Source organism: uncultured Alteromonas sp. (genome assembly GCF_963976965.1).
Lineage (GTDB): Bacteria > Pseudomonadota > Gammaproteobacteria > Enterobacterales > Alteromonadaceae > Alteromonas > Alteromonas naphthalenivorans.
Window position 1 is genome coordinate 19,379 of record NZ_CAXBMP010000015.1, and the last position, 20,548, is coordinate 39,926.

Annotated in this window: 18 protein-coding genes; 8 read left to right on the forward strand and 10 right to left on the reverse strand. The window is 43.7% G+C overall.

All coding sequences use genetic code 11. From position 1 onward, the window contains the following. Positions 1-23 precede the first annotated feature (23 nt). The gene (locus AAC006_RS12555) at positions 24-467 is read right to left on the reverse strand and encodes a ricin-type beta-trefoil lectin domain protein (protein ID WP_208806373.1); all 444 of its coding nucleotides are present in this window, start codon (positions 465-467) and stop codon (positions 24-26) included. Between the two features lie 49 nt (positions 468-516). Continuing rightward, positions 517-1,131 (reverse strand): hypothetical protein, encoded by a 615-nt coding sequence (locus tag AAC006_RS12560; protein WP_013783050.1) that lies wholly within the window; start codon positions 1,129-1,131, stop codon positions 517-519. A gap of 387 nt (positions 1,132-1,518) precedes the next feature. Here AAC006_RS12560 and AAC006_RS12565 point away from each other — a divergent pair, with 387 nt between their 5' ends. The 3 genes from AAC006_RS12565 (at position 1,519) to AAC006_RS12575 (ending at position 3,280) form a co-directional block, all read left to right on the forward strand. Beyond that, the gene (locus AAC006_RS12565; RefSeq protein WP_013783051.1) at positions 1,519-1,827 is read left to right on the forward strand and encodes a hypothetical protein; all 309 of its coding nucleotides are present in this window, start codon (positions 1,519-1,521) and stop codon (positions 1,825-1,827) included. A 204-nt stretch (positions 1,828-2,031) separates the two neighbouring features. Beyond that, positions 2,032-2,991, forward strand: coding sequence for a DnaJ C-terminal domain-containing protein (locus AAC006_RS12570; protein ID WP_013783052.1), 960 nt, complete (start codon positions 2,032-2,034; stop codon positions 2,989-2,991). Continuing rightward, entirely contained in the window at positions 2,984-3,280 is a 297-nt protein-coding gene (locus AAC006_RS12575) for a chaperone modulator CbpM (protein WP_013783053.1), read from the forward strand. The genes AAC006_RS12570 and AAC006_RS12575 overlap by 8 nt, the downstream gene beginning before the upstream one ends. A gap of 7 nt (positions 3,281-3,287) precedes the next feature. On the opposite strand, the gene AAC006_RS12580 is transcribed toward AAC006_RS12575, so the two are convergent. Beyond that, positions 3,288-4,208 (reverse strand): LysR substrate-binding domain-containing protein, encoded by a 921-nt coding sequence (locus AAC006_RS12580; RefSeq protein ID WP_339891526.1) that lies wholly within the window; start codon positions 4,206-4,208, stop codon positions 3,288-3,290. A 134-nt stretch (positions 4,209-4,342) separates the two neighbouring features. Here AAC006_RS12580 and AAC006_RS12585 point away from each other — a divergent pair, with 134 nt between their 5' ends. After that, positions 4,343-4,576, forward strand: coding sequence for a hypothetical protein (locus tag AAC006_RS12585; RefSeq protein ID WP_339891527.1), 234 nt, complete (start codon positions 4,343-4,345; stop codon positions 4,574-4,576). 28 nt (positions 4,577-4,604) lie between these two features. Here the strand turns inward: AAC006_RS12585 and AAC006_RS12590 are convergent, their stop codons facing one another. From AAC006_RS12590 to AAC006_RS12610, 5 genes are all read right to left on the reverse strand, one after another. After that, positions 4,605-5,336: a glycosyltransferase family 25 protein gene (locus AAC006_RS12590; protein WP_158306757.1), complete on the reverse strand. Its 732-nt coding sequence runs from the start codon at positions 5,334-5,336 to the stop codon at positions 4,605-4,607. A gap of 112 nt (positions 5,337-5,448) precedes the next feature. Next, positions 5,449-5,997 carry a YaeQ family protein gene (locus AAC006_RS12595; RefSeq protein WP_126871575.1) on the reverse strand — a complete coding sequence of 183 codons (549 nt, stop codon included), beginning with the start codon at positions 5,995-5,997 and terminating at the stop codon, positions 5,449-5,451. A gap of 287 nt (positions 5,998-6,284) precedes the next feature. Further along, complete coding sequence (locus AAC006_RS12600; RefSeq protein WP_339891529.1) at positions 6,285-8,309, reverse strand: RecQ family ATP-dependent DNA helicase; 2,025 nt, start codon at positions 8,307-8,309, stop codon at positions 6,285-6,287. A 69-nt stretch (positions 8,310-8,378) separates the two neighbouring features. After that, the gene (locus tag AAC006_RS12605; protein WP_126871577.1) at positions 8,379-9,338 is read right to left on the reverse strand and encodes a YihY/virulence factor BrkB family protein; all 960 of its coding nucleotides are present in this window, start codon (positions 9,336-9,338) and stop codon (positions 8,379-8,381) included. Between the two features lie 125 nt (positions 9,339-9,463). Then, entirely contained in the window at positions 9,464-12,076 is a 2,613-nt protein-coding gene (locus tag AAC006_RS12610) for an excinuclease ABC subunit UvrA (RefSeq protein WP_339891531.1), read from the reverse strand. 197 nt (positions 12,077-12,273) lie between these two features. On the opposite strand from AAC006_RS12610, the gene AAC006_RS12615 reads away from it, so the two are divergent. From AAC006_RS12615 to AAC006_RS12625, 3 genes are read left to right on the forward strand one after another with little or no spacing between them, the layout of a single operon-like run. Beyond that, positions 12,274-12,783 carry a MarR family transcriptional regulator gene (locus AAC006_RS12615; protein ID WP_339891532.1) on the forward strand — a complete coding sequence of 170 codons (510 nt, stop codon included), beginning with the start codon at positions 12,274-12,276 and terminating at the stop codon, positions 12,781-12,783. Continuing rightward, positions 12,773-13,837: an HlyD family secretion protein gene (locus tag AAC006_RS12620; RefSeq protein ID WP_288389635.1), complete on the forward strand. Its 1,065-nt coding sequence runs from the start codon at positions 12,773-12,775 to the stop codon at positions 13,835-13,837. The genes AAC006_RS12615 and AAC006_RS12620 overlap by 11 nt, the downstream gene beginning before the upstream one ends. 10 nt (positions 13,838-13,847) lie before the next feature. Continuing rightward, positions 13,848-14,897 (forward strand): DUF2955 domain-containing protein, encoded by a 1,050-nt coding sequence (locus AAC006_RS12625; protein WP_013783063.1) that lies wholly within the window; start codon positions 13,848-13,850, stop codon positions 14,895-14,897. Between the two features lie 285 nt (positions 14,898-15,182). On the opposite strand, the gene AAC006_RS12630 is transcribed toward AAC006_RS12625, so the two are convergent. Together AAC006_RS12630 and AAC006_RS12635 are read right to left on the reverse strand one after the other, a co-directional pair. Next, positions 15,183-15,422 (reverse strand): hypothetical protein, encoded by a 240-nt coding sequence (locus AAC006_RS12630; protein ID WP_013783065.1) that lies wholly within the window; start codon positions 15,420-15,422, stop codon positions 15,183-15,185. 217 nt (positions 15,423-15,639) lie between these two features. After that, positions 15,640-18,201: a TonB-dependent receptor gene (locus AAC006_RS12635; protein WP_339891534.1), complete on the reverse strand. Its 2,562-nt coding sequence runs from the start codon at positions 18,199-18,201 to the stop codon at positions 15,640-15,642. A 510-nt stretch (positions 18,202-18,711) separates the two neighbouring features. On the opposite strand from AAC006_RS12635, the gene AAC006_RS12640 reads away from it, so the two are divergent. Continuing rightward, positions 18,712-20,526 carry a DUF885 domain-containing protein gene (locus AAC006_RS12640; RefSeq protein ID WP_339891535.1) on the forward strand — a complete coding sequence of 605 codons (1,815 nt, stop codon included), beginning with the start codon at positions 18,712-18,714 and terminating at the stop codon, positions 20,524-20,526. Positions 20,527-20,548 lie beyond the last annotated feature (22 nt).

Here is a 20,548-nt window from a genome sequence, read left to right on the forward strand (position 1 = left end):
CGGCAGGGGATAAGACGCCACAGTTAATCTAATTGGGCTACTTCGATACCGCTATTTGTGGGAACGTCTAGGTGATTCAGAATAACGAAGTTGTAGGCGGTGTAACCGCGTTTAATAGACGTATTACATCGAGCAAGCGTTAAGGTGCATCTGCCTTGAGGCGAAGTAAGGCATTTTCCGCTACGTTGATTTTTAATCTTGCCTGAGCTTGTTATTGTCCAGGTATCGTAACCATCTACACGGCAGGTTTCATAATTTAATACATTAGTACTCTTACGGTTATGGCCGTATGTCGACAAGCACTTAGTTTGGTCGCTGTTATAAATGACCATCTGGCGGGGCGTATCTAGGTTGTTATTCACAACACCTACTTTGTTCAATTCGTTAAAATTTGCCGCTTGCACAGTAGCGAATAAGAGCACTGCAGGTACTAGGCTAAAGGCAGCTTTTCTAATGACGTTTTTCATTATCGTTTCCTTTTCTATCAATTTTTCGATATTAGATTTAGGGCCTAGGTTAATTTTTTAAGGCCATTAAACTGCGAGCATCAGTGGCGGTCAGGGTGATGCCAAATAACTTAAAAGAGGCAAGGCGTTCACGCTTCCCAACGAAATCCAATAAGGTTATTTCGTTACTGTGATTGGCCCACGCAATATGACTGAAATCATCGGCTGACATGGGCAAGGCATAGCTGTGCTTACGTAATGGGGAGTAAACGCGAGGGCGAGCTTCCGTTTGGTTGTGCGAAATAAATAGCAACCAATTTCCTGCGTTTGACCATTGGGGTGAGTATTTGCTTTCAGGTGCTGTGCTTGGCATCGACTCAATAAGCCGAAGCGTGGCAAGGTGTAAATCATATAGCCACAGGTGCTGCTTATGGGTAGTAAAGGTTAGGTAGCGATTGTCATTCGACCAACTAAACTCAGCGGCTTGATGAACTCGGGGCAGGTGAACTTCACGTTTCAAAGTGCTGTTTCCCTGCTCGATAACCAGGGTTTCTGGTTCACTCATGTAGGCAATATAGCCATTGCTTTTATTGGCAGCATAGTGATTGTCTGTTTGTGTAACTGCGCTTACCCAAGCAGGAAACACCAAGATCATTGCACAACAACCTAGCATTAACTGTTTCATGTTCATTCCTTAAAGTAGGGGGGAAATTACCAATCCATCGTGAAGCGACAGCAATCTGCATCTATAGAGCGATTGGTGTTGGAGTGAGTATTGCCGGATCCTACGAAAAAGAACTTACGGAAACTTAACGGTTTAAAAATACGTCATGAAGTGAGACTTACGGGATGGGTAAGTGTATTTAATTCAGTTGGTTAGGTTGTTTCGGTGAGTTTGTAAGATATTGGGTTTAGCTATTGTTTGCGCAACTAAAAGGCGTGTTAAAACTATTCTATAGTGAACTTTTTGCTTTAAGTTTTTTGTTGATTAGCTCTGCTTTCTTGGTATTTATCTAGGTTTTCGTTTAAGTTTAGCGTCTGCGAACGTTAGCCCCTAAGATGGACCCTATCGATGAAAAAACTTTCTAAAGTGCAAATTAAACAACAAGCACTTGTCCTTGATGTCGCGAACATGCTTGAAGAGCAAGGGCGCGCTGAAATTCCTGGCATGGTGCAGTGCTGGTTTGATATGAAATACGAGATGTTCCCAAGTTCTTTATTACTGCGCTTTCAGTTTGAAGATGAACAATCCTTAGCCGCCGCGGAACCGGAATTATTAAAATGGCGAAAGCGATTAAGCGCCGCCATGGTGAAAAAAGGGGTTATTCTAAAAGATATGCGAAGACACCTGGTCTTTACTGTAGAAGGGCCTGATGATTAAATCAGGTTTGCGTTTTTTGTGCGGGTCACATTGCATTAGCCCCCTTCATTTTTAGCCTAAATTGAAGCCAAACTTCCTATACAACGTTAATCATAACCTTCCCCGTTTTTTGCAGTCCTGACGATATTTGATCAATATCAAACGATACTTTATCGGCATCCGCTATATTAAGTACTTTATAGTCACTACGCTGAGCATCATTGAATGGAATTTAAAGATTATTATCAGATCCTTGGTGTTAAAGAAGATGCTGATTTAAAGGAAATAAAAAAAGCCTATCGTAAGCTTGCCCTAAAGCTGCACCCAGATATGCAGCCTGACAGTAATTCCGATGAAGAATTTAAAGAATTAGTTGAAGCTTATGAGGTGCTTAAAGATCCGCAGCGCAGAGCTGAATATGACGAATTGAAAAAATATGGTGCTACTTCACACGATAATTTTCAACCGCCACCAGGCTGGCAGAGCAATAATGATTTCAATGGTGCTCACACTGGCGGGGACTTTTCAGACTTTTTTAATTCCGTATTTGGCGGTGGTTTTAATCAGGGGCCGCGTAGTCATCAAGCAGATGATTTTTCAGGGTTTAGCAATCACGGCCAAGATGCTGAGATTGAAGTGCCAGTATTCCTTGAAGATTTGTTTTCAGAAGCGCCAAAAACAATTCAGTTTTCGGTACCATCACTAGAAAACGGCCAGATAAAACACGTCAATAAAACCCTTAAAGTTAAAATACCAGTCGGCGTGGTTGACTCAGAGCGGATTAGGCTTAAAGGCCAGGGTGGCAAAGGGCAGGGGCAAGGTAGAGATGGCGATCTCTATTTACACATACGTTTAGTACCGCACCCATTGTTTGATGTTGAAGGGCATAACCTTGTTCTAACTGTACCTGTTTTACCGTGGGAAGCAGCACTGGGATGCAAGGTTGAAGTGCCAACGTTGACCGGCAAAATTAGTTTAAATATCAAGCCAAATAGTCAAACAGGCCAAAAATTACGGGTTAAGGGTAAAGGGCTTAAAATGAAAACCGGCGTTGGCGATATGATTGCAGTTTTAAAAATCGTTATACCAAACACATCCAGTGATGAAGACAACGTATTATGGCAACAACTAGCGGAATTAAAACACGACGACCCTCGCTCACAATGGAGTAAAGAAAATGGTTGATACGCTGCTAGTAATATCATTCGAAGAACTTTGCCAAGTTGAACGGTTAAACCAAGAATTGATAGTTGAAGTTATTGATTACGGGATAGCTGAACCTGTTTCTGGCGACGATAAGAACGACTGGATGTTCGATACCAGCAGTGTTCGTTGGGTCAAAAAAGCCATAACGCTATATTCTCAATTAGAGTTGGATTGGGTAGCGGTAGCGATGATTGTTGAGTTACTGAAACAAAAAGAAAAGCTGACGGAAGAAAATGAATATCTTCACCGTCGGCTAACGCGGTTTTAACCTGTTTTTACGTTTGTAGTGCTTCATGGTTTGCCATTTTTTCTGTAAGCCACTCACAGAAATGCGCTATGCGTTGTTGTTTTGGTGAGTTCTTTAGATATACAAAATGAGATTTCCAGCGCACTGGATGGGGAATATCAATGGGTACCACCAATTGCTCTGATTTCAAATACTGACCAATCATAACATCAGAAGCTAACATAACACCCTGGCCTGCCAGTGCTGCGCTAACGGCAAGATCGCTCGAAGATACCACCGTCTTTCTTAGTATCTTATTTGAAAGATTAATTTTGCTGTGTTCAAAGTATGCTTCCCAACTTGCGTTCTCTTCTCCTGCAAGTGCGAGTAGGCGTGCCCCCAACATGTCTTTAACGCTATGCAGCTGCATTTGAGTTTGAAACTCAGGGGAGCAGGCGGGCACTACGCCATTTTCACCGAACCTTTGTACAATAAGGCTGTCATCCTTGGCCGCTGTGCTAGAGGTTGAGAAGCGAATGGCGATATCAATATCACCTTTATGTAAGCTTTCAATGCGATTAGATGCTTGAATATTAATATTTATGGTGGGGTACTGATTAAAAAACTCGAATAAGTTGGGCATAAGCCACAATGCACAAAAAGCCTGAGTGGAGGTAACGGTTAAACTGCCTTCCAAGGGCTCTTCATGTACTTGATTCAAACCACTTACGATTTCACTAAAGCCTTTCTCACAGGATGCATAAAGGGTTCTGCCCGGCCCAGTTAGCAGCATTTTTCGAGCTTGCCTACGAAATAAGCTTACCCCTAAATTAGACTCTAGCTGCCGCATTTGTTGGCTTACCGCGGCTTGCGAGATATACAGCTCTTCTGCCGCTTTGCTGTAGCTTTGATGCCGGGCGGCTACTTCAAAACAAAGCAGGTTATTCAGCCATCGTAATCGTTTGTCCATTAATCATTATTATATAAGTTCAGCTTATCTTTTAAGTTAGTTTTTATCGTTAGTGAAGTAAAGGGTTAATCGCGACACTTACGTTACCGAATGAGGAAAAACTTACGAATTTATGTCGAAAAGGGATTGGCGAAATGAACACGAAAACGAGCAGGGTTGGCGCATGCTTTAGCGCGATAAAAATCAACATGACTAGGTTTGTGATTGGTAATTCTCGCGTTGGCAGCACACGTTCAATAGTGGGTGAACAGCCTATAATGGCTAATAAAGAAATGTCAGAAGAAAACAATGGAAGTGGTACTAAAAAAAGTATGTTGTCAAAAATGGGAGATAAGTTGTGCTTATCAAAGTGGAGTGCATTTAAGTAAGGGTATTTAAGAGAGTGTTTAGGCTTTCTCAATGATTTAAAAACCAAAAATTGAGGCAGAAATGTTTAAAAAGGTGAGCCTGGAATTTTATTAGATTAAAAACTTTCACAACAGGGTTCCCACTTACACTATTTCTTCTACCAAATTGGTCAATGTCGCTATGTAGCTTTCTTGTTTTAAACGGGTAAGGCTTAATACCTAAAGCTTTTATTTTATCTACTGCTAACCATTGAAGTTCAACGTCCAAGGGCCTAGAAAACGATTCTGTATATTTTAGCAACTTTTCAGCGCCACTATAGGAAATGACTTGTGCAGAAGCGCCAATAGGTAATTTATTATATTTGACCACAGAAACACCTTCAGACATGAAGACGGTTGTCGCAGAACGTTTCTCATGCACTTCGTTAAGGTTTATGTAGTCCCAAGGCTCGTTGATTTTATCTATTACTTTATCTAGTTGTTGAAAGCTATGCTCGAACATCACATCGTCTTCTAGTACTACGGCGAACGCTAGCTTGTGCTCGACAATAAAAGACCAGGCTTTTCTGTGGCTAAGAAAGCAGCCGATTTCCCCTAAGGTTAATTTTTTATAGTAATTTAGCTTGTTAGCACGCTTTGAATATCCTTGGTGCATAACATTATCTGACGAGCCTTTAATTGCCGTTATGACTGAAAATTCAGCTGAATAGTGTTTTGCGCTCTGCGTAAACAAGTTGAGTCGGTCGATGGACTCCGGCAAGTTAATTAGTAGTATTTTCACTTGGATATATATATAGAAGAATCATAACCAATCATGTTATTAGGTATTTATTGCAACATTATGTCGGCCAGAACAGCATCTAACGGCTATCTATTCGGCACCGTTAGAAAAATTACAAATGCTTTTCAATTTCCACTTCTATACATTCGCTCTTGCCAGCGCTTTCGATAGTTAGCCAAATTTGGCCATCTTGCACCGTTACTTGCATTTGCATTGAACGGTCTACGGCATTAGCTAACGAGGTAGAAAGGCTTTCTGGCAAGGTGAAAACCGATAAGTTCTTTCTTGTGCGTAGGCTGTTTTGTTCTTTCTTCCACCAAGCATCGAAGCTGTTATCTGCGTAAGCATAAATCATCATCTGCTGGCTTTGATTGCAGCCTTTTTTAATGCGTTGTTCGGACGGTTGGCCCAACTCAATCCACAGTTCTATTACGTCGCTGAAGTCCTTTTGCCAAATGTCTGGCACTTCGTCGTCAGATAACCCTTTTGTAAACTGCAGCTGTTCATGAGCATTCACAATAAAAGCAACAATACGAAGCATCATACGTGCATCGTTTTCAGAGGGATGACGAGCAATCGTTAAATTGTGCTCATTGTAGTAATTGCGATCCATATCGGTAATTGATATATCCGCTTTAAAAATGGTTGCTTTAAGAGCCATGGTAATCCTGAGTATTTTGCTGAGCGCGTTATGTAAGGCCTAACGCTAGTCTTATTAATCTTTATACTTATCTTTATGTAGCGCCCGCACTATTGTTATTTGGTGCTAGCACTTTTAGGTAGCGTTTTTATGCAAGTATACGATTTGGGCGGCGCGGTGTTACTGCGACACGGTGATACTGCGACACGGTGTAACTGAGACTCGGTGTAACTGATACACGATGTAACTGAGATTATATGCCGCGCATATTTGCCGCGTAGAGTAACAGATATTAGGGATAACAGGTATTAAGGCCTAGCACCTTCATCTAAAATCTCGCTAACAACGGCTTTCACATCCGCATATCTGCAAAACTCGCAGCTGCCAAACCCTGCAACTTGCCTTACTTTTAAACGGGTAAATAAAGGCATGGTCATGGCGGTTAAAAAACGGCAATAGATAGATTCAGTGATGGTTTCGTTAAACTTACCTTCAAGGTGAGTATTAAGGGCAGCCATCGCCTGGGCTACTTGTTCTTTATCTGGCAAGGGGATAGGCGTTGAATAGTCTAATTTGGCCACTTTACCATTGCACACACTGCAGTGGCCGCATTCTTTTGGCGCCTGTTGGTCATCAAAATACGCCGATAAGTTATAGTTTAAACAGGTGTTAAGCTCGAAGAACCGTACTAAGGCGGCAATACGTTTTACTTCTTTACGTTCATTTTCAGCAAAATAGTGGGCGAGGTTTTCGGCTAGGCTATTGGGTGAATCATCTGCTAACAGTGCGTGCTGATTTACCTCATATACATCGGTAATTAACCGCGACGCTAGCTCGATATGATTATGTTCGTGTAAATATTCTAATGCCGTTACTACTCTTGCGCGCTCAGCCCCGTAGTGCTCAAAAATACTGTCGAAATTCACTACGCCCCATACTTTTTTCATATCGGTATGGGTGAAAACGGCGCTTAGAAAATCGCTTCGCTCTTTGCTAAATAGGTTGAGAATGTCGGCTTTATTGGTATTAAAACGGTATTTGAATTCGGCAAAATAGGCGTATAAAGGGCGAATAACCTTGGCGAGTTCTAGTTGTACTAGCAAGGTTTTAAGCGGTAGCTGACGAATATTACTTAAGGTCGACAAGCTATTTATTTGGGTTTCCCATTGGTACGTACCGCCACTTGGGCTGCCGTGTGAGGCACTAGTAATTTGCTCAGGAGCTTGACTGGCAATGTCTTTAAATACCCGTTCAATAGCGGATTTGTCTGGCGTATCGCCATAAACAAAGTTTTCAATAGTCACTAGGCCATCTAGGTTGGCCAGCACAGTGCAGTTTGCGTTTTGTCCGTCGCGGCCACCTCGACCAATTTCTTGGCTGTAGTTCTCGATAGACTTGGGTAAGTCGTAATGTACAACAAAACGAATATCAGATTTATCAATGCCCATGCCAAAAGCAATAGTGGCCACTACCACTTGTAGCTTGTTCACCATGAAATCTTGTTGAATGTTTTGGCGAATATCGCTGTCTAGTCCGGCATGATAAGCGCTTGCTGCGACCCCATTTTGTTTTAAAAACCGTGCGACTTGTTCGGCGGTTTGTTGCAACGTTACATATACAATACCCGCGCATACAATACCCGCGCCTTGCTGGCGCTGAAGTTCTTCCAGTAAGGCTTGGTTTTTATTCTTCTCAACAACCGGCAGTACATTCAAATTAAGGTTGGGCCGATAGAATCCCGTTTGAACAATATTATCTGTCGCAATATTAAACCGACGTGCCATATCAAGCTTCACTTTTTTAGTGGCCGTCGCAGTCAGCAGTAACACTAAGGGAATGTTTAATTCTTGCTGATAGGCTGGTAGTTTCAAGTAATCAGGACGAAAGTTGTGCCCCCATTCAGAGATACAGTGGGCTTCATCAATTACTAACATTGAAACTTGAATCGACTCTATAAACTGCCTAAAACGTTCGTTCTTAAAGCGCTCTACCGACACCATGAGTATTTTGCATTCACCAGAACGTACGTCGTTCATGACTTGCTTATTTTGTTCAGCGGTTAGTGTTGAATCGATGCTGGCGGCAGCTATGCCTTTACTATGTAAAAAGGCGAGCTGATCTTTCATCAATGCCAACAACGGCGACACTACTAAGGTTAGATGTGGTAGTTGTGTTGCTACAAATTGATAGCACAGCGACTTACCTGAACCCGTGGGAAATATGGCAAGTGATGAGCGCTGATTAAGCAGACTATCTACAACCTCTTGCTGACCACTACGAAACGATGGAAATCCAAAGAGGGTTTGTAACAATGAAGAGTAGTCTGTGGTCATTAAGCTGCACATTCCTGTATTTAATTAGGGGTATGATACCGCAATTAAGCAGGTGCATATTACCTCAATTTATCTATTCTCTTTCAAATCTTCCGGCGTATTATCAGCCACCACGGCATCTCGTTCACCCATAGGCTTGTCTTCACCCACGGTACTGTCTGCGGTAGTTTGAAGCTCGATTGACGAGTTTACTTCAGCGCCAATAAGTATGATGTAGGCGCTTAAGTACAGCCACATGAGTAGAATGATAATTCCACCTACCGAGCCGTAGGTTTTGTTGTAGCTGGCGAATTCATTCAAATAAATAGAAAAGCCATAAGATGCAGCAATCCATAATAAAGTGGCGAACAACGACCCCGGTGTAACCCATCGCCACTGTGCTGAACGTCTATGAGGTGCGTAACGGTATAGTGCAGAAAGTCCAATATTAAAGAGCAACAGCAATACAGGCCAGGTTATCCATGAAGCTTGCTTGAAGCTTATTAAGCCGCCAGAAATCCAACTTATTAATTCCGGAAGAACCGTAATGCAAACTAGCGCAACAATGACGGTGATTATCATGCAAATGGTGCCAGTTATGCGGGCAATTAAGCCTTTAAAAAAGCCTCTGCCATTGTCTTCGATATAGGTAATATTGCATGCGGTAATAAGTGCGTTGGCCCCTTTACTGCTACTCCATAATGATAAGAAAAGCGTTAGGAAGAAGCCCCATCCCAAGGCTGAGCTGGATTTTTGAGTAAGGTTTTTAAGTTGTTCTTCAATAATATAGCTGCTGTCGCTAGGCACTACGTTAACCAGCAAGGCCATATGATTTTGTAACTCTTCGGGTGACACCATTAAGCCATATAAGGAAATGGTGGCACCAAGAAGCGGGAATATCGCTAGTAAGCAGTAAAACGCAACGCCCGCGGCGATAAGAGGGATATTATGGCTTTGGATGTTGGTAAATGTACGTTTAACAATACTCCACCAGTTTTTTAGCGTTAACCCCAAAGCAGACTCTGCCTGAGTAGATTGCGTTGTGCTCATGTAATTCCGTTCACGTTACTTGTCTATGGGTTTATACAGCGCAGAGAACAAGTAAGATTACAAAAAAATACCTGCTAGTTCATTTGTTGTTACAGTTAACACGCGCGATAACCTGTTTAACGCTATTAACGTAGCGTGATAAAGGGGGCTGTTTTACTCTTATTGCATTTCGCAACTTCAGCAGGCGTGCCTTTAGCCACTATGTTTCCTCCAGCATCACCCGCACCTGGGCCAATATCTATAATGTAATCACTAGATGACGCAACTTGCATATTGTGCTCTACCATTACCACGCTGCTGCCTTCATCTACCAATGTATTTAAGTGTTTCATTAATAACGAAATATCCGCAGGATGAAGCCCGGTAGTAGGTTCGTCTAGTACGTAAAGGGTGTGTTTTTTGTCGGCTCGTTTTAGCTCGGTAGCCAGCTTTATTCGCTGTGCTTCTCCCCCTGAAAGTTCGGTGGCGGGTTGGCCTAATCGTAAGTAGCCCAAGCCCACTTTCACCAGCGCATCAAGCGCACGAAAAACAGGGGCTTCATTGGCGAATAGGTTATGTGCCTCTGCAACACTTAGCGACAGTACATCGGCTATCGATAATGAATTCCAGGTAACGTCTAATGTGTCTTGGTTGTAGCGTTTTGTATCGCAAACCGGGCACGGGGAATACACCGATGGCATAAAGAGTAATTCTACCGATACAAAGCCTACCCCCTCGCAGTTGGCGCACCTTCCTTTGGTGGTGTTAAACGAAAATCGACCTGCATCGTAGCGTCGTTTTTTCGCTAATGGTGTGGCGGCGAATAGTTTACGCACATGGTCGAATAGCCCTGTGTAAGTCGCTAAATTCGAACGGGGCGTTCTGCCAATGGGGGATTGGTTTACTACGACTAATCGCTTTATTTGTTCGGCATCGCTTGCTTTGTCGTCTGGGCTGTAACCCTCAATGCCACCTTCACTGCCACTATTAATATTGCTGCTATCTATATAGCCGCTAGCTGGTTGCTCTTCGTTGCTTTCCAGCAACGTGGCTTCGGTAATAACTGCTGCAGGGTTATTGCTAGCGGCGCTTTTGCCAGCAGAGCTATTAGTAGTAGCGTTTTTATCCGGCGCTCTGCTAGTGCCGAGTGACGCTTTCACTAACTCCACCAATGCATGGCTGACCAAGCTCGATTTACCTGACCCCGATACGCCCGTTACTGTGGTAATAGTCCCCAGAGGAAATGCGCAGTCCATATTTTCAAGATTATTTTTGGTAATGGCTTTTAATGAAAGCCAGCCAGTGGGCTTGCGGTTGTGGTGCCTAAGGGCTAGTGCGTTATCGAATAGATACTGCGAGGTTATTGAATTAGATGCTTGCTGCAACGTACCTACTGGTCCACTAAAAACTAATTCCCCGCCATTTGTGCCGGCATTGGGGCCTATATCAACAACCCAGTCGGCGTGTTTAATGACTCGCGGGTTATGTTCAACCAGAAATACGCTATTTCCCGCCTCTACCAGTGCATCAAATGCCTCTAGTAGCGCATTTACATCATTAGGATGAAGGCCAGACGATGGCTCATCCATGATATATACCACACCAAACAATTTTGATTTTATTTGGGTGGCTAGCCGTAACCGCTGTAGTTCACCTGCTGAAATAGTCGTGGTGCTTCGCTCTAAGGAAAGATACCCCAACCCTAGTGCAATAATGGGGTTGATCCGCGCCACTATGTCTTTAGCGATGTTGCGAATAACTAGCGCCCGTTCGTTATTTTGCGCTTCGGCGGTTCCAAGAAGTGTTTGTAAATGCTCCACCACGTCGCTTAAAGAAAGCCGAGAGAAGGCGGTGATGTCTAAGCCACAAAGCGTCACCGAAAGTGAAGCTTGTTTTAGCTTCTTTCCATGACATTGTGGGCAGGTTGAAACGGCAAGATATTGGGCGACTTTTTGCTTAATCTTTTCTTTTTGAGAGGTTTTAAAGGTTTCAAGTACATAATGTTTAGCGCCAATAAACTTACCATTATAACTGGCAGGTTCGCCCTCTTCCTTCGCCGCTTGGGTTTGCGCTAAATTGTAGTTTCTGTATACCGGTACTTGGGGGGTATCGTCGGTGTATAAAATCCAATCTCGCGTAGATTCGGGTAATTCCTGCCAAGATATATCGACATCAATATCTAACGACAGTAGAACCCGCACTAAATTTTTACCTTGCCACGCGCCAGGCCAGGCAGCAATGGCTCCTTCACGAATGGTAAGGGTAGGGTCGGGCACCAGTTTGTCTTCGGTTACATCAAATACAGTACCAATGCCGTGGCATTGCTCGCAGGCTCCCTCAACCGTATTCGGCGAGAATCCGTCTGCGTAAATGATCTTTTGATTAGCGGGATAATCACCTGCACGGGAATACAGCATACGCAGGCTATTTGAAATGGTAGTAATACTGCCAACCGAAGAGCGAATGGAGGGAGCGCCCCTGTTTTGATGTAATCCGACAGCAGGGGGTAAACCTTCAATACTCTCTACATCGGGCGTTTCAATTTGGTCGATTAACCTTCTAGCATAGGGGGAAACCGAATCTAGATAACGATGCTGCGCTTCAGCGTATAGGGTGCCAAACGCAAGTGAGGACTTACCCGAACCAGAAATACCCGTAAAAGCCACAATCTTATTTCGGGGGATATCAACATCCACGTCTTTCAAATTGTGAACCCGTGCTCCGCGTATCTGCAGAAAATTATCATTATCTATTGTCATGCGTCCCTTACCATCCTAACCGTTTCCAACCTTGCAAAATAAGGCGAACCTAGGATGAGTAAGGTTTAGGCTTTTATAACGATCATAAATTGGGCAGATAAATCTATCGATAGAAGGGCTAAACCACTCTCTCTTATTTGCTTAGCATGCTAAGCAATGTTATTATAGTTAGCATGCTAAGTAAGTTGGGGGTGTGCATGTCTGCACAAAAGCCGTTTCACGAAACGTTAGATTTTACGCTTATTGGAAATATGGGCCGAGTACACCGGTTGTGTAGAGAGGCCGTTACTTTGACTGTTGAGCCCTTGGGGTTAACGCAATCAAGGTGGCTTGCGTTAATGCACATCAATTTAATTGGCGAAGGGGTTACCCAATTAGCGCTAGCGCAAAGCTTGGGCATAGAAATGCCTTCGCTAACCCGCACATTAAAGCAGCTTGAAGAGCTGTCGCTGATTAGCCGCCAAGTTGATAACAACGATAAGCGCAGAAAAAAACTATATTTCACCAAGGAAGGCCATGTTGTTTTGAATTCGCTAAATGAAAAAATTGCGGATGTTAAGCAGCAGTTTTATGCAGGGTTAACCCATGAGCAGCTAGATGTAATGGCGCGTGCGTTGTTGCAAATAGAACAAAATGCCTCGGACTGCATTTCTCTACAGGAAACACGCAGAGCAAGTAAATTAGAGGAGGGGACTAATGACGCCTGATCAGAAATTTTCACTTTACGTAAGATTTTCTTTAATTGGTTTTGTGCTGGTTTTTATTTACTACCTTATTGCCGATACCTTCATGCCGGTAACGCCCCAAGCGCGTATTTATCACCCGGTTGTACAAGTTGCGCCTCAGCTAAGTGGCGAAGTAACGCAGGTTTTTGTTCGCAATAATCAGACAGTAAAAGTGGGCGATGTATTGTTTCAAATTGATAGTGGGCCGTACGATATAGCGTTAACGCAAGCGAGGTTAGCGTTAGATGATGCCAAATTACAAAACAAACGGCTTGATACCAATATTAAATCTTTAGAGGCGCAAATTAAGGCGGCTAGTGCCAAGCTGCACGAGCAAAAGTTACTTCAACAGCGTAGCAATGCTTTGTATGAGCAACGCGCAATTTCAGAACAAGAGCTCGAAGCGATGCGTGCCAATTATGAAGCGAGTATTGCCGATAAATCTGCCTTAGAGGCGCAGTTGTCTGAGGCCTTATTGGCAAGAGGCGATTCGGGTGAAAGTAACCTCACAGTTCGCCATGCTGCGAACCAGCTAGCTGAAGCCAAACTAAACCTATCTTATACCCAAGTACGTGCTCGCAACGATGGTGTTGTGTCTAATATGCAGTTACGTGAAGGCGCCTATGCGGTAAAAGGAAGCCCGTTGTTGGCTATTGTGACAAGCGAAACGGATTTGGTTGCCGATTTCAGAGAAAAATCCTTGGCCCATATGCCAGCGCATAGCATCGCTAAAGTGGTGTTCGATAGTCGTCCGGGTGAAGTATACGACGCGCACATTGCCTCTTTCGAAGCTGGGGTTAGCGATGGTCAATTAAGTGCTAACGGTAAGCTAAGCGTAACCGAAACCAGTAATAGATGGGTGCGAGACGCCCAACGTCAGCGGGTTCATATTGTTCTGCAAGAAAATGAAAACTTGATAGAGGGTATGCCAAGTGGTGCTCGAGCCACAGTACAACTGTTACCTGAATCAACCTTAGGTCAGTGGTTTGGTACGTTACAAATTAACGCCATTAGTTGGTTACACTACATTTACTAACGGAGGCTAAATGTCGACAACAGTTAGCCAAGGGCCGCAGTTAGATGCCAACGGTCTGCGCCAAGCATTACGTGTAGCGGGTGGCTGTACCCTTGGCTTTGCCATCAGTAACTTGATGAACTGGCCTTATGGTATTTTCTTTACGGTTTATCCCATGTTGTTGCTGGGGTTAGTACCTGTTATTAGCAAGCCAGTGTTAAAGCAGTTCATCGCCAGCGCGGGGTTTAGCGCCTTTATTGTATTGGTATTGCAAGGGCTGTTTTCCCACATTCCAGTGGTGATGACCCTTATTGTGTTTCTATGCTTTTGTATCTTGTTCTATCAAATGAGCAGTGGCGGCGGCTTTTTGTTTGGAGCGTTAGGTGCAGTAGGGCTTTCAATACAGCTACACTTTTCAAGCTATGTAACCGGCGTAGATACTGTATACCCGTTAATAGTGAGTAACGGTGCAGCTACGCTTTTATCAATTGTTATTGCGGTTCTCATGCATGGCATATTTCCGGATGTTGCACCGCGCATACCTCGTGTTCCACCGCCTAAGGCGAAAGAAAGTATTCGTCACGAAGTGCTGTTATGTGCAAGTGTGGCAACCTTATCGTTTGTGGTGTTTCAAGCGTTGGATCTGCAAGACTCGATATCAGCTCAGGCGTCATCGGTGCTTATTCTATTTTCGCTTTGCTGGAAAGCGGCAAGTCTCGCTGGGTGGCAACGGGCTATTGGTACACTCATTGGTTGTAATTTAGCACTGCTGGCGCAATTGTTTTTGTACAATCACAGTGATTTTTTACTTTTTCCGGTGCTTGTGTTGTGGATTTTAGCATTCATTTTTAGCCGCTATCATATTTTAGGTGGCGGGATGCCGGGCATTGGGTTTGGTGTGCTAACCACGTTTGGTATTTTGTTTGGAAACTCGCTAACACCCAACCAAGATTTAGTTTACAGCGCGCTTTACCGTTTTAGCTCTGTGGCCGTAGCCATTGCCCTTAGTTTGAGTGCCGTTTACGTCATGCATCATATTTTAAATCGCTTTAGCGTTACCCGTCACCATACGTATGAATAGCAAAGTAGAATGACCAAGGGCTTGAGCCGAGTGTTTATCGAAAGCGGAAACTAACGGGTAAATAAGCCATACTTTTTTGCTACTTGGGTGCAAATGAACGTGGTCAAAAAAACGACCACAATCACCAAGAGCGTTTTAGCATTCTCTAAAGGCCAGATCATTTCTACAATCTTTACGGTGGTTACAGTGATAACAATAATACATGCCATTAAAAGGGTATAGCTTATAATCTGTTTAATATTCTTCAGCATATTGGCTCCTAATAAAGGGCCTTAGCCCCTAAAATTACTCATCAGTTGTGGATGTGGTGCGCTCGGACATCTTGTCGCCAACTTTACTACCTGCATATCCTAACCCACCAGAAATAGCACCTATAGCAGCACCAACCCAGCCACCACCACGGACACCGCCTAGAGCTCCTGCTCCCATCGATGCAGCTAATCCTGCTATGCTAAAATCGCCCCAGCAGTGCTCTGCGCACCCGCCTGATACAAGGTCTACCTCATTATTTGTAAGAACTTCCATTATTAATTTCTTCTAAAAGTGTTAACCCAAAAGTGGGAGCACTTAAAATACTCACGCTTGTTAACAAAGGTAACTGATCTTGAGAATAGTTCTTGCCGTGTAAGGAGGTTAAATACAAATTTACCGCATATAATTTTGATGGGAAAAAAGTAGAGCATAAAAATGCCGAATGTTTTCACATCCGGCATTTTTGTTGAGTTTTAACTTACAAGATTAATTAAAAGCTATAAGTCACTTTTCCGTAAACATAACGGCCCGTGAATCCATAGGGCGAGAAGCCCGAGTATGGGAAAATCATCGAGAAGGTCGTTACGTCATCAACTAAATCGCGTGTAGCTTCTGGGTAAACATCGAAGATGTTATTCGCACCAACCGATACCGCTAGGTTGTCAGTAAGGGCTACGCGAACATCTAAATCTGTGATCCACTCAGAAGGTATAATTTCGTTACGTGCTTCAATTGATGATGGGTCTTCTACTTCGCCGTATCGTGTGGTGCGCAATGTTGCATTGTAACGGTCATAAGACCAAGTTACACCAAGGTTCACTTTGCTATCTGGCGAGCTTGTCTCGAAACGACGCAGTTCTACATCGTCAAACAAGTTACTTTGATCGAAGCCTGCGCCTTGGAGCACTTCTGGCGCTTCTAAAATATCGGTCACTTCATTATCGTTGAAGTTAATACCCGCATTGAAGTTAAACGCACCAAAATCAGCTGTGTTTAATGTGTATGTAGAAACAATATCTACCCCTTCAGTACGAGAATTAATCGCGTTCAAGAAGAAGCGAGCCTGGTTAGCACCAGTGCCTTCGAGCAACGCTTCAATAGCATCACCCGATAGGTTGTTCGACAACACGATACGATCGTCAATATCAATACGGTAGAAATCTACGGTTAGGTTGAAATTGGCAGTAGGCGAGTAAGTGAAACCAGCGCTGTAGTTATCAGATTCTTCAGCATCAAGACCTGGGCTACCCAATGCCTGTGCAACATCACTTGAGGCGGCAAACGTACCCGTTTCAGTTGGCTCGCCATCCACGAACACAGTTGCAATAGAGGTGAAATGCTGCTGTTGTAAGGAAGGCGCTCTAAAGCCTGTTGAAACCGAGGCACGAAGTGCAAAAGTGTCAGTAACAGTAACGCGATTAGAGAGCTTCCAGTTAAACGTGCTACCGAAATCTGAATAGTCTTCAAAACGACCTGCTACTGCTACGTTCCAGTTTTCTAGTACATCGGCTTCTACATCTACATAAAAGCTGTAGTTGTGACGTGTGTTTTCACCTGCTGACTCTGGCGTGAAGCCAGGGAAAACTTGTGAGCCAGCTGAGCCAAAAGGGCCATCAACAGGGTCGGTAACTACGCCACCTGGGCCAAACGTACCTTGGACATACGAGTTTTCTTCACCAGCGGTAATCTCATAGCTTTCGTGGCGGTATTCTGCACCCATAGCGAAGTTCATTTCGCTGAAGAAATAGCCTGTATCAACTAAGCGAGATGCATCAGCGTTAATAATGGTAGTGTTGTACTCCAGCTCACCCGCGTTAAAACTAGTTTGGCTTGTTGGTCCAAGCGATGTGTTCAAGCTATTCACTACGCTGTACTCTAAAGCATTGCCACCGTGGGTAAGTGACAAATCGTAGTTCCACACATCGCCGTAACCCTTAATGCCGCCTAGTACCGACATATCTTGAATATCGGTTTGAATAGATGGTAAGAAGCCGTCAGGGTAGATAGAAGTGATGTTACGGCTATCTGATGCTCTGCGGTAAAAACCGCCGCCAATAGAATCACGCGAACTAAAGCCCGCAGTACCGTAAAATTCGACACTGTCGTTAATGGCTTTACCTGCGTTTACAAACAGCGCGTAATCTTCTACTTCACCGTTACCATATACATGGTTGTAGCGGTTAACAGTGAATTCTCTTTCATCTAAATTACCATCAGCGTCACGAGCATAATTTTCGCGAGTATCGAAGTCTGAACGGTTCGACTCACCACGGTCGCGGTATTCAGCTGAAACATTTATAAATCCGTCATCGCCCCACTCAAAGCCCATATTGCCACGAAGGGTAAGGGTTTGTCCGTCGGTCAGTTCACGATCTGAACCTGTATTGATTGCAAGGTTGCCATCTGCATCGGCACTAACGCCCTCAAGGTTAGGCACGCCGTCCATTGTAGTTACGTTTGCACCGTAAGTGGCTGATACTTCACCGCCTTCGCTAGCGTCTTTCAATACAATATTGATAACACCAGCAATGGCGTCTGAACCGTATTGAGCCGCTGCACCATCGCGCAATACTTCAATGCGCTTAATCGCGTTAGCTGGTATAGCATTTAAATCCACAGCAGAAGAGCCGCGGCCCACAGAACCGTTTAGGTTAAGTAGTGCTGAAGTATGGCGGCGCTTACCATTTACTAAAACAAGCGTGTGATCTGGTGCTAAACCGCGAAGCTGTGCTGGGCGAACATGGTCTGTTCCATCAGTAACAGAAGGTTGCGGAAAGTTGAAGCTTGGCAACAACGAATTGAGGATCATGTTGGTTTCGGTTAAACCAGTGGCTTCAATAGAAGACGCATCGATAATATCGATAGGAACCGGAGAGTCATTAACAGTGCGGCCTACGCGGCGCGAACCAACAATTTGGATTTGCTCAACATCTTGCTCGTCGATGTTGGTTTGTTCTTGAGCCATTACCGACGTTGAAAACGGTATAGCCGCTATAGCACCTGCGATCAAGGAAAGCTTGAAAACAGAAGCGTTAAAATTTGCTTGTTGCATTGTGTGTTCCTGAATTTTTATAAGTGTATTTTTAAAGCGAATGAACGTTGCAGTAGCGCAGTGCTTTTGCATGCACGAGTTACACGTATTTTTGGTACGCATACTGCTGTTACTTCTTTTCTGTTGCGGGGTGCAGCTAAAAGCCGTGTTGTCTGATAAGACTTATAATTATTAGATGTGATAAACGAGTTTCGTTTATGGAGCTGAGTTAAGCACAAAATCAATTAGTCATACAATACTAAAGTTGTAAATTTTTAATAGTTTCGATGAGACGTGTATTTCAAGCGGCGGCATGTCGAATTTTCGCGATGAAGCATTTCATTTCAGAAAGCGAAAGAGGACGAAATCTTTCTATAAAGTTTTTTAACTTCTACGTATGGAAGAAATCTCTTAAATTGGCTTTGTCTTTCTTTTAATTGACTTTATTGCTTACCTGCATAATGTAGAACTCGCAAACGCAAATTTCAGCGTCTAAATTGTATAGAACAAATAACAATAACAGGGATACAGATGAAAACTTTCTTTAAATGGTTAGGCATAGGTGTGCTGGTAATTATACTGGGTGCAGCCGCCTGGGGTACACACGAGTGGAATGCTGAAAAGCCATTTTCATTTCGCGTATTTTTAGATAGAACCCTTATTCAACAGGCATTGAAGAGCCCAGAAACGCTAACGTCCATAGGTGTGTTGGATGGCATGGGTATTACAGGTCATAACGCCCACCTTGATGATGCCAGCTCAGCCTCGTCACAAGCCACGTTTGATGAGCTTATGCAGGTTAAAAATGTGCTTGTGCAGTATGAAGATTTGGATGAAGATCAGCAATTATCCAAAGACATCGCGCTGTACTTACTCAACACCTTAAGCGGGTTCGAAAAGTACCAATATCATAGTTACCCCTTTAACCAAATGTCAGGGGCACAGAGCAACTTTCCTAGCTTTATGGATGGGCAGCACCCGATTACCGATGTAGAAAGCGTTGATTTCTACATTAGCCGTTTAAGTGAAAGTAAGCGCTATTTCACTCAAATGCTTGAAGGGATGAAGTTGCGCGAAGAGAAGAATATCCTTCCGCCACGCTTTGTTATTCAGCGAGTCATTGACGAAATGCAGGGGTTTATCGATAAGCCAGTAAAAGAAAACATTCTGTATACCTCGGTTCAGCGCCGCATGAAAGAGTCTGATGAAATTGTTGAAGCTGACTACGACGGGCTTTTATCCAACGTTGCGACTGAAATAGAAAATACGGTTTATCCTACTTACCAAATGCTCATCGATTACTTTACAGGCCTTAAGCCAAAAGCGGGAACCGACGATGGCTTATGGCACTTAGAGGGGGGAGGCGAAGCTTATAAACTTGCCCTGCGTTTTTTTACTACCACCGATTATTCTGCCGACTATATTCACAATGTGGGTTTATCAGAGGTTGACCGTATACAAGCTGAGATTCTGGCGATATTAGCGCAAGAAAGATTTGATGTTAGCCAAGGATTTACTGCTGCAATAAATACGCTAGCAGAGGACGAACGCTTTTATTACCCAGATACCGCCGAAGGACGGGAGCAAATTCTAGCCGATTATCAAACTATTCTAGATGAAATTGACGCAGGCCTTGGCGATGCGTTTTTAGTACGCCCAGAAGCGGGTATGGAAGTGAAACGTATTCCACAGTTTAAAGAAAAAACAGCTCCAGGTGCGTATTATGAAGCCCCCGCGTTTGATGGGTCTCGCCCGGGCGTTTTCTTTGCGAATCTTTACGATATTAAAGCAACCCCTACCTACAGCATGCGAACACTTGCTTATCATGAGGGGATACCGGGTCATCACTTTCAAATTGCCATTGCAATGGAGCTAGAAGGTTTACCTATTTTTAGAACGGTCGCTCCCTTCGTGGCCTATATCGAAGGCTGGGCGCTTTATTCAGAACGCTTGGCGTGGGACCTCGGTTTTCAAGATGATCCGTTTGATAATATCGGTCGCTTACAAGCCGAGCTTTTCCGGGCGGTAAGGCTAGTGGTTGATACTGGTATCCATGCGAAACGCTGGACCCGTGAAGAAGCCATTGACTACATGCTAGCTAATACAGGTATGGCCGAGTCTGACGTAACCTCAGAAATCGAGCGCTATATTGTTATGCCAGGGCAAGCAACGTCTTACAAAGTGGGCATGATGAAAATTCTTGAGTTGCGTGAAAAAGCCAAACTAGCGTTAGGTGATAAGTTTGTTTTAGGTGAATTCCATGATGCGGTTCTGAAAAACGGGGCCGTGCCATTAGATGTACTAGAGCAAATTATCGATAAGTATATTGCCGACACGCTTAGTTAAACTGTTGATAATACCAAACTAA